Origin of the sequence: Psychrobacillus sp. FJAT-21963 (assembly GCF_001420585.1) — a bacterium.
GTDB lineage: Bacteria > Bacillota > Bacilli > Bacillales_A > Planococcaceae > Psychrobacillus.
The window spans coordinates 1-3,249 of sequence record NZ_LJIY01000008.1 but is presented as its reverse complement, the minus strand read 5'-3'; the positions used below and the strand labels follow the sequence as shown (position 1 = coordinate 3,249).

Sequence of the window (3,249 nt, the reverse complement as noted above, 5' to 3'; positions counted from 1 at the left end):
CATTTGCACTACTTATATTGTGTACTATTTACTTCTCTAAAGAATTGAATACTTTGAAAAATCAAACTGGATTAGTAACTAATAACAAATTTTTCGTTCCATACACTACTATAAATAATGGAATAAATTATTTTCCGCTCAAAATGAATAGAAATTAGTATGTCGATACACCATCAGTTGAGATAGAAGTCGTACGAGACTAGTAGGATATGATAAGGTAAATTATACCGTGGTCTATCGACAAAACTAGAAAGAATACGGTACACACAAGAAAAAGAGGCAACGTCAATTATAACGCCACCGCGCAAGCAGGTACTGCTGAAATTGCTATACCAGAAAATTGGATAACGAGCGACAAATAGAGTAGTGTCACGATAAGTTTTGATTGTTTTGGAGAAGTATGCGATAAAAAACCAAAGTTGGTGGATTATTGTCGTAAGAAGGACCTGTAACGCATGCAGATTGAGGCATAGTGCATTGTCTGTCTTCAAGCAAATGGACAGTCATTTGAGCAAGGCGAATAATTAGATCTACAGCTAAAAGAAAAAAACATCGTTAGAAGCTGTTAGAAAAAGATCTACAAAAGAAAGAAAGAAAGAAAGAAAGAAAGAAAGAAAGAAAGAAAGAAAGAAAGAAAGAAAGAAAGAGAAAGCGATACTACTAATTATAAACAAGCATAAGCGAGTTTGGTGGACAACGAGGATGAATGATTATTCTATCAAAGCGCATACTGCGGTCAAATTTATCCAAGAAGTGATTCAAGTTGGTGTGTGAATAGCCATAGCTTGTGAGGTGTAGTACATAAGTGTCCATACGTATGGACGTTGGTTGGTGGAAGGCGTTATATGCTTTGTAGTATAGGAAACCAAAGAAGCAAAATATGCTGAAATTGAGTTAGCACGTAAAATACGAAGTTATCTGCAAGAACTTGTAGTGGAGTTGAAAAAAATCAATGGAAAAAAAAATTAAATATATTGGTTATTACGACACAAATGCAAATAGTAGAGAACAAAGAGGATACTCTATAGCTGCAACAAATAAGATGAATTATATTTGCAATGTATTGAATAAAAATGGATTTAAGGTATTGATAGTTTCTCCAAGTAAAACGACGAGTAATAACTTTTATAGAGGGAAAAAAATAAAAATAAATAACGATACAGATCTAAAACTTTTTCCTACGTTTCCCCGGGGAAACAAACTTCAAAAGCTGTTGAGCCATATAATCGGAGATCTTATGCTGTTTTGGTATTTAATAACCAAAATAAGGAAAGATGAAACGATTTTGGTTTATCATTCTTTGGGATTAAGAAATATTGTGCGTATCTCTAAAAGAATAAAAGGATTTAAAGTAATTCTGGAGGTAGAAGAGATTTATCAAGATGTGGTATCTTGTTCTAAAATTACAAAATGGAATGAATATAAAACTATTGAAAGTGCAGATAAATACATTTTTTCAACAGAACTTCTTAATGAAAAAGTTAATTCAACGAATAAAACATTTTCAATTTTATACGGAACATACCAAGAAGAAGTAGATTATAAATTTAGATTTGGAGATAATAAGATACATGTAGTTTATGCGGGTACTTTTGATCCTAGAAAAGGAGGAGCATATGCTGCCGTTGCTGCTGCTGAATACTTACCTGAAAATTATCATATTCATATCATAGGGTTTGGATCAAAAATACAAACTAAAAATATACAGGAAAAAATAGTAGATGAGTCAATGAAATCAAGTGCTACAATTACTTATGATGGACTTTTAGAAGGCGATGAATATATTCAGTTTTTGCAAAAGTGCCACATTGGATTAAGTACACAAATACCAGGAGAAAAGTATAATGAGACATCTTTCCCATCCAAAATACTTTCATATATGTCAAATGGATTAAGGGTAGTTTCAGCACGTATAAAAGTGGTTGAAAGAGCTACACTTGGAGAAGAAATTTATTATTATGATGAGCAAAATCCAAAATCTATAGCAGAAGCTATTTTGTCTATAGATCTAAATGATTCTTATGATAGCAAAAAAATAATAAGAAAACTAGATAATGATTTTGTGAAGAATATAAAAGAGTTGTTGGAAAAGTAATATGATAAGGTTTTTTAGGATGAAGAAAATAGTGAATGAAGAAAATAATAGAACAATCTTAAATAATGTATTAGTTGCTTTTTTTGTGAGGGGCGGGGCAATAATTATATCATTTCTCACTCTGCCTGCGTATATAAGGTATTTTGATAACCAACAAATACTGGGTATGTGGTTTACCATTTTATCTGTTTTAATGTGGGTATTGACATTTGACTTAGGGATTGGAAACGGATTACGAAATAACTTAGTACGTGCATTGGTAGCTAAAGATGAGAAACTGGCAAAAAATTATATATCCTCCGCTTACATTATTATTGGAATTTTAGTATTACTAGTATTGTGCATATCAACAGTAATATTTAGATTTATAAATTGGAACACATTTTTTAACATACCAATAAATTTAGTTTCTAAGGAAACTCTGTACATTACTGTATGTATAGTTTTTGGTGGTATTATGTTACAATTTTTATTTATGCTGATTACATCCATATTATATGCAATGCAAAAGTCTGCGGTTATTAGTTTATTAAGTTTATTAAGTAGTATCATCATTTTAGCATATGTATCGTTAGCAAGTTCAGCAGATATATCAACTAATTTAATTTCATTAGCATTTGTACATGTTTTAGCAGTAAATATACCGTTATTATTAACTAATGTAATAGTTTTTTCAACAAAGCTAAAAAATAGTAAGCCGAATATCAAATATTTCGGGAAAAAATATGCCAAAGAAGTAATCTTATTAGGCGGTATCTTCTTTTGGGTTCAAATTATGTATATGTTAATAACAGCCACAAATGAGTTTTTAATTACATGGCTTTCCGGACCTGAAATGGTAGTGGAATATCAAATATATAATAAACTATTTACATTGATAGGAACTATTTTTACTTTAGTATTAACTCCTGTCTGGTCAGCTGTTACAAAGGCACTTGCTGAAAAAAAATATGTATGGATTAAAAAACTATATAAAACACTTTTCTTTATGGCCCTATTGGCGGTTTTTTGTGAATTTGCAATGATCCCATTTTTACAAGTTGGAATAAATTTATGGCTTGGAGAAAGTATAATTAATGTAAATTATTTATATGCTGTTGTTTTTGCTATTTCTGGAAGTGTTTTTATTTGGAACGGTGTTTTATCAAGCATTG

2 protein-coding genes are annotated in these 3,249 nt (G+C 30.6%); both read left to right on the top strand.

What is annotated here, in order from left to right:
- The first annotated feature begins 952 nt into the window (after positions 1-952).
- On the top strand, positions 953-2,095 hold the full coding sequence (locus tag AN959_RS16500) for a glycosyltransferase (protein ID WP_056832400.1): 1,143 nt from the start codon (positions 953-955) through the stop codon (positions 2,093-2,095).
- 31 nt (positions 2,096-2,126) lie between these two features.
- Positions 2,127-3,249, top strand: a 1,123-nt coding sequence (locus tag AN959_RS16495; protein WP_056832398.1) for a lipopolysaccharide biosynthesis protein, incomplete at its 3' end; no start/stop codon positions are given.